The organism is Rhizobium sp. Leaf384, assembly GCF_001424065.1.
GTDB lineage: Bacteria > Pseudomonadota > Alphaproteobacteria > Rhizobiales > Rhizobiaceae > Ferranicluibacter.
Genome location: NZ_LMQE01000001.1, coordinates 1,783,977 through 1,791,272 on the forward strand (window position 1 = coordinate 1,783,977; position 7,296 = coordinate 1,791,272).

The 7,296-nt window shown below is 55.9% G+C and carries 3 protein-coding genes, 1 tRNA gene and 2 rRNA genes; 3 read left to right on the forward strand and 3 right to left on the reverse strand.

The window, feature by feature from the left end; genetic code table 11:
• The first annotated feature begins 256 nt into the window (after window positions 1-256).
• The 3 genes from ASG25_RS08225 to ASG25_RS22175 all read left to right on the forward strand — a co-directional run bounded on the left by ASG25_RS08225 (window position 257) and on the right by ASG25_RS22175 (window position 3,550).
• Window positions 257-922: an ABC transporter ATP-binding protein gene (locus ASG25_RS08225; protein WP_062471712.1), complete on the forward strand. Its 666-nt coding sequence runs from the start codon at window positions 257-259 to the stop codon at window positions 920-922.
• Window positions 919-2,235, forward strand: a complete 1,317-nt coding sequence (locus tag ASG25_RS08230; protein WP_062471716.1) for a hypothetical protein — start codon at window positions 919-921, stop codon at window positions 2,233-2,235. The genes ASG25_RS08225 and ASG25_RS08230 overlap by 4 nt, the downstream gene beginning before the upstream one ends.
• A gap of 1,051 nt (window positions 2,236-3,286) precedes the next feature.
• Window positions 3,287-3,550 (forward strand): LysR substrate-binding domain-containing protein, encoded by a 264-nt coding sequence (locus ASG25_RS22175; RefSeq protein WP_348271264.1) that lies wholly within the window; start codon window positions 3,287-3,289, stop codon window positions 3,548-3,550.
• Window positions 3,551-3,840: 290 nt separating this feature from the next.
• On the opposite strand, the gene ASG25_RS08240 is transcribed toward ASG25_RS22175, so the two are convergent.
• The 3 genes from ASG25_RS08240 to ASG25_RS08250 form a co-directional block, all read right to left on the reverse strand.
• Window positions 3,841-3,917 (reverse strand) — tRNA-Met (locus ASG25_RS08240).
• A gap of 47 nt (window positions 3,918-3,964) precedes the next feature.
• A 5S ribosomal RNA gene (gene rrf, locus ASG25_RS08245) occupies window positions 3,965-4,079 on the reverse strand.
• A gap of 190 nt (window positions 4,080-4,269) precedes the next feature.
• A 23S ribosomal RNA gene (locus ASG25_RS08250) occupies window positions 4,270-7,078 on the reverse strand.
• Window positions 7,079-7,296: the final 218 nt, after the last annotated feature.

Below are 7,296 nucleotides of genomic sequence, written 5' to 3' on the forward strand. Positions count from 1 at the left end.
CGCAGACGTTCGGCGCGGCGACCAGCACCTTGATTTTGCCGCGATTTAACCGCTATATCGCTTCTTGAGCTGCGTGACATATGCCACGATGTCAAAAGAACTGGCCCGCCCATTGATATGAATGCAGCTAACCAAGGTCGTGCGCCGATCCCTATCTGCGTGCTGGACCATCCCGCAGCTTCCAAGGATGACCGGCTTTTGACGATGCAGGCTCTCGATATGGCATTTCGTCAAGACTCCAGATGCCGAGGCGATCATGATACAGCTTGAACGGGCAACCAAATTTGCCAAGGCCAAGGGCGTTACGAAAACGATCCTGAACGATGTCAGCTTCACGATTCCGCGCGGCAGAAGCCTTGCGCTGCTGGGCCGCAATGGGGCGGGCAAATCGACACTGCTGCAGATCATCGCCGGCACCCTGCATCTCGATAAGGGCAGCGTCAGGCGGGATGCAAAGGTGTCGTGGCCCCTCGGTTTCTCGGGGAGCTTCCAGGGAAGCCTGAGCGGTGAGCAGAATGTCCGGTTCGTCGCGCGGATCTACGGTGTCGATACCGAGAGCCTTGTCGAATATGTCCGGGACTTCGCCGAGCTTGGCGCATTTTTCAGGGCGCCCGTGCAGACGTATTCATCCGGGATGAAAGCGCGTCTGGCCTTCGGGATCAGCATGGGCGTAAAGTTCGATTACTATCTCGTCGATGAGGTCACGGCCGTCGGCGATACCAACTTCAAGCGAAAATCGCATCAGGTTTTTAAAGAGCGTTTAAAGGGTTCGGATGTGATTATGGTCTCTCACAGCACATCGACCCTGAAAGATTACTGCCATTCTGGCGTGGTTCTTGAAGGCGGCGCGCTTACCTATTATGAAGATTTGGCTGACGCAGTCCGCGTTCACGAGGAAAACATGGCGAGGTCCTACCGGTGATTACTGCAAAGGCAGGCGATGCTTCCGCGAACGCTGCAGCCAGCTCTTCGGGACAGGGCAAGCCGCGGCACTTGATGTTGCTGAAGGGCCTGCTCGAGATGAAGCCCCCGGTGGTCGAGCGGCCGCCGATCGAGATCGAGCCGGAGCCCTCGCAGGACAGCACGGCGCTGGACCGGCCCCGTGCGCGGCTTAAACTCCGTCATATCGTGATCGCCGCCACGTTCTTCTGCGCCGTGCTCGTTCCTACGATCATCGCCGGCGCCTATATGATGTTCGTCGCTGCCGACCAGTATCACAGCACGACCTCATTCTCGGTTCGTAGCCTTGCATCGTCGCAGCCTTCCGACTTGATGGGCATTTTCACCCAAGCTTCTGGCGGAAGCACCGTCAGCGACTCCTATATGTTGCTGGACTATGTCCTTGGTCCAGAAATGGTTCAAGCTGCCGACCAGACATTTGATCTGGAGAAAGTGTTTGCACCGCGCGGGCTCGATTATTTCTATGGTCTTGGCGGTGACCGAACGATTGAGGAGAAAATCGAATACTGGAAGCGGATGGTCTCCATCAATTTCGATCAGTCCTCCGGCGTTCTAAACCTTAATGTCAAAGCGTTCGATCCGGCGTCTTCTCAGAAGTTGTCACGGTTTATCGTCGACCAAAGCGAAAAGCTCGTCAACAGCGTGTCCGACGCCGCGAAATCTGAGGTGTTGCGCGACGCTGAAAATGCGGTTGCAAAGATGGAGACCCGCCTTGGAAATGCGCAAATCGAAGTGAGAAAATTCCGAAGTGTCATGCAGGAAGCTGACCCAACGGAAGGTGCGAAGCTCGCTGCACAGATCGTCGCGACGCTGGAACAGCAACTTTCAGTGGCTAAGACGGAGCTGAGTGTGGCGCGTTCGCAGATGTCTGAGGAGTCACCGCGCGTGAAGGTGCTGAATTCTCAGATCGCAAGCCTAGAGCAACAACTCTCGCGGGAGCGTGATCGCTTTGGCGATGGGCAGTCTGGAAAGAAGGGACGTTTCAATACGGACGACGCGACGGATGTTGCGGGCCGGTTGGATCACTACGAGAAGCTTGAAACTGAACGCGGATTTTCCGAGAAGGCATATACGTCCGCCCTTGCCGGTCTCGAGAAGGCCAAAATTGAGGCCTCATCGCGAGATCGCTATATGGCTGTTGTGATCAAGCCAACGTTACCGCAGCTCGCTCTCTATCCCAGTCGGCTCCTCAATACGCTGCTGGTCTTCGCGATTGGTATCATGTTGTGGGGCGTAGGCGTGATGGTCTTCTACAACATTCGAGACCGAAACTAGCGCGTGTCCGTCTGTCAGACGGAAGTCCGACGACAGAAATCGTTCGCGCGCTCATGGACTTGAACGCGCGACGGTTCGCCAGCAGCGTTCCGCAGGGCCTCACCAATACGCCGACATTCGGCTCAAATGGAGCTTCGGCTGGCAGAGGCCTTCTCAATGAGAGCAAGGTAGGAACAACAGGCGCGGGACGGAGCGCTCGGGATTGGGCACCTCCGATAAAGTAGCCTGCGTTCTGTGACGCAACTTCCGAGAAGTGCCCGTAGGGCGATGTCGCCGGAGCTAGAATGATCACGAGAACCTGCCGGACTCAGATCTGAGGCATCGTCTCTTTCATCGGATCATTGGGAACAGTCCGCGCGACCGTGGTCTAGCGTTCGAGTAACACGGCCGAGAGCTTGGTCGTGCTGGCTGCTTGGAACGGGCGAGCGGAGGCATACCAACAGTCTCGACAAAGGGCGTGCCATATGTCGAACGGATGAGATTCATCATTTCTGACCGCACGCTTCCGTATGACGCGTTCCAAAGATCAAAAGTCGTCATAGCTGCGACGGAGCTCACATCAGAGATGGACGAGCCGCGCTCTGTTACGTCCTCAGGGAGAGAGATACCGACGAAATTCAACCCTCTTGCGAGATCATCGACGCGGAAGACTGATGCGGCAGGCCGCCCAACTCGATGTGCCGGATTATTTGCGCGATACACCTTGCCAGACATCACCGCGAAGACAACGACTGACCCGCGACGTGCACTTTGTTTATGAGGCTGACGACGGCGAACACTCGTAGGATGGAGGTTGAGCCAAGCAGCAGGCTGGTTCATGCAGTAGCTGTCCCAAACGACTCCACATGTCACGAGCAGGTCGGTCGAAAACGTCGTGGGGACCGCCGTGCCTGGAACCTGGCCGAAGTCACAGATTGCAGCGGAGGTTGACGACATGGCGATGATGCGTCTTCTGGCGCGGGAGGGGGTTGGGCTGGCGGTTTTGCCGCCGATCGTGGTGAAGGGCGAGCTGGAGATGGGANCCTGGAGCGGGCTTTCGAACCGCTCCTTGTTGGACGCCGAGATTGCAGCGGAGGTTGACGACATGGCGATGATGCGTCTTCTGGCGCGGGAGGGGGTTGGGCTGGCGGTTTTGCCGCCGATCGTGGTGAAGGGCGAGCTGGAGATGGGAAGCCTTGTGGCCTTTGACGCCCTGCCGGGCATGATCGAATCCTTTTACGCCGTGACGGTCAAGCGGCGCTTTCCCAATCCTCTGATCACGCCCTTGCTGGACGCGGCGCGTCTGCCTGGGGGCGGGAGCAACGAGACGCCGTAGACACCTGAGGCATCGGGGAGGACACGGCGTGCGGCTCCTCCCCCGGAGATCAGTCTGTCGGCCGCAGCATCCTCTGTCTCTCGTTCTGTGGCTGCCATCAGCACGACGCGACGTGGTCTGACCATTTTCCTGGCATTGGAACGCAAAAACCCCCGGACCTTGCGGACCGGGGGTTTTTGGATTGTCTGTCTGGTTGCGGGGGCAGGATTTGAACCTGCGGCCTTCAGGNCTGGCATTGGAACGCAAAAACCCCCGGACCTTGCGGACCGGGGGTTTTTGGATTGTCTGTCTGGTTGCGGGGGCAGGATTTGAACCTGCGGCCTTCAGGTTATGAGCCTGACGAGCTACCGGGCTGCTCCACCCCGCGAGAGAAGGGGACTGATGGTGAGGGAAGGGKGTGTTTGCGCTTAGCAGACCTGGCAGCGACCGACTCTCCCGCGTCTTAAGACGAAGTACCATAGGCGCTGGGGCGTTTCACGGCCGTGTTCGGAATGGGAACGGGTGCGGCCACCCCGCCAGAACCACCAGGTCGGCTAAGGGCAAACAACGAGAAGCTGGATTTGAACACGTCTTTGGGTTTTCCGAGGTCTTGAGGCCGAAGGCTTGGAGGCCTTGGGGCTCAAGGGTCGGCCGCGTGGCCGTAAAGGCGCAACGCGGTGTCTCATGTCGATCGGCCGGAGGCTTTCGCCTTGGCCGCTCGATGAGCATGGGCAATGGGAACGATCAAGTTCGATCGAACGATTAGTACCGGTAAGCTTCATGCATTGCTGCACGTCCACACCCGGCCTATCAACGTGGTCGTCTTCCACGGTTCTCAAGGGAATACTCGTTTTCAGGGGGGTTTCCCGCTTAGATGCCTTCAGCGGTTATCCCGTCCATATATAGCTACCCTGCTATGCCCTTGGCAGGACAACAGGTCCACCAGAGATATGTCCATCCCGGTCCTCTCGTACTAGGGACAGATCCTGTCAATATTCCAACACCCACGGCAGATAGGGACCGAACTGTCTCACGACGTTCTGAACCCAGCTCACGTACCGCTTTAATTGGCGAACAGCCAAACCCTTGGGACCTGCTCCAGCCCCAGGATGCGATGAGCCGACATCGAGGTGCCAAACAACCCCGTCGATATGGACTCTTGGGGGTCATCAGCCTGTTATCCCCGGCGTACCTTTTATCCGTTGAGCGATGGCCCTTCCACGCGGGACCACCGGATCACTATGACCGACTTTCGTCTCTGCTCGACTTGTCAGTCTCGCAGTCAGGCGGGCTTATGCCATTGCACTCGACGAACGATTTCCGACCGTTCTGAGCCCACCATCGCGCGCCTCCGTTACTCTTTCGGAGGCGACCGCCCCAGTCAAACTACCCACCATACACTGTCCCGGATCCGGATAACGGACCGCGGTTAGACATCCATGACGATAAGGGTGGTATTTCAAGGATGGCTCCACGAGAACTGGCGTCCCCGCTTCAAAGCCTACCACCTATCCTACACATGCCGACACGAATGCCAGTGTAAAGCTATAGTAAAGGTGCACGGGGTCTTTCCGTCTGACCGCAGGAACCCCGCATCTTCACGGGGAATTCAATTTCACTGAGTCTATGCTGGAGACAGCGGGGAAGTCGTTACGCCATTCGTGCAGGTCGGAACTTACCCGACAAGGAATTTCGCTACCTTAGGACCGTTATAGTTACGGCCGCCGTTTACTGGGGCTTCAGTTCAAAGCTTGCACCTCTCCCTTTAACCTTCCAGCACCGGGCAGGCGTCAGGCCCTATACGTCGTCTTAAAGACTTCGCAGAGCCCTGTGTTTTTGATAAACAGTCGCTACCCCCTGGTCTGTGCCACCCCATCCTACTTGCGTAGAAAAGGGTCACGCTTCTTCCGAAGTTACGCGTGCAATTTGCCGAGTTCCTTCAGCATAGTTCTCTCAAGCGCCTTGGTATGCTCTACCTGACCACCTGTGTCGGTTTCGGGTACGGTCTATACGGTGGGGCTATTTCCTGGAACCGCTTCCCCGCCCTGACAATCCAATAAGTCAGAACAAGTTACGCAATCCGTCACTTCCCACCAGGCCCACGAATATTAACGTGGTTCCCATCGACTACGCGTTTCCGCCTCGCCTTAGGGGCCGGCTAACCCTGCTCAGATTAACTTTAAGCAGGAACCCTTGGTCTTTCGGCGAGAGGGTCTCTCACCCTCTTTATCGTTACTCATGTCAACATTCGCACTTCCGATACCTCCAGGAGCCCTCACGGGTCTCCCTTCACAGGCTTACGGAACGCTCCGCTACCCCTAGATATTCGTTAGAATGTCTAAGCCTCAGCTTCGGTGCATGGCTTTAGCCCCGTTACATTTTCGGCGCAAAGACCCTTATTTAGACCAGTGAGCTGTTACGCTTTCTTTAAATGATGGCTGCTTCTAAGCCAACATCCTGGTTGTTTTGGGATCCTCACATCCTTTCCCACTTAGCCATGACTTGGGGACCTTAGCTGGAGGTCAGGGTTGTTGCCCTCTTCACGACGGACGTTAGCACCCGCCGTGTGTCTGCCGATTAGTACTCTCAGGTATTCGGAGTTTGATTAGGATCAGTAAGACGGTGAGTCCCCATAGCCCATTCAGTGCTCTACCCCCTGAGGTATTCGATCGACGCACTACCTAAATAGTTTTCGCGGAGAACCAGCTATCTCCGAGTTTGATTGGCCTTTCACCCCTAGCCACAAGTCATCCCAATCTATTGCAACAGATGCGGGTTCGGTCCTCCAGTTGGTGTTACCCAACCTTCAACCTGCTCATGGCTAGATCACTCGGTTTCGGGTCTAATGCAACATACTATGATCGCCCTATTCAGACTCGCTTTCGCTGCGCCTACACCTATCGGCTTAAGCTTGCATGTCACACTAAGTCGTTGACCCATTATACAAAAGGTACGCCGTCACCAATAATGGCTCCGACTGTTTGTAGGCAACCGGTTTCAGGTTCTCTTTCACTCCCCTTGTCGGGGTGCTTTTCACCTTTCCCTCACGGTACTTGTTCGCTATCGGTCATGCACGAGTACTTAGGCTTGGAGAGTGGTCTCCCCATGTTCAGACAGGATTTCACGTGTCCCGCCTTACTCTAGGACGATAAATGCATCACCGCATACGGGGCTGTCACCCACTCTGGCCGACCTTTCCAAGTCGTTCTGCTTTATCACTCATCGCCACTGGCCTGGTCCGCGTTCGCTCGCCACTACTTGCGGAGTCTCGGTTGATGTCCTTTCCTGCAGGTACTTAGATGTTTCAGTTCCCTGCGTTCGCCTCTTACACCCTATGGATTCAGGTGTAGATACCTTATGATAATGCTTGGAAACCTGAAGCGCCTTGCGACACAACAGATTTCCCAAGCATTTAAGGTGGGTTTCCCCATTCGGACATCTAAGGATCAAAGCTTATTCGCAGCTCCCCTTAGCTTATCGCAGCGTATCACGTCCTTCTTCGCCTGTGCATGCCAAGGCATCCACCAATTGCCCTTAATTCACTTGATCGTTCTCATTGCCAATGCTCATCCCTAGTTGGGTTTTGCAAACCTGTCCTCCTCGCTTGCGCTTGAAGGGGTGCAAAACCTGGCCATCCCGGCACCTTTGCAGGTGCGGCGAACGACATTCCCTCGCTAACGATATGCGCGGGAACAACGGCCTGATTACCTTTTACAATCAGACCACTTCAGAATGCCATCGACGTGTTCGATCTGATCCTCTTTGCA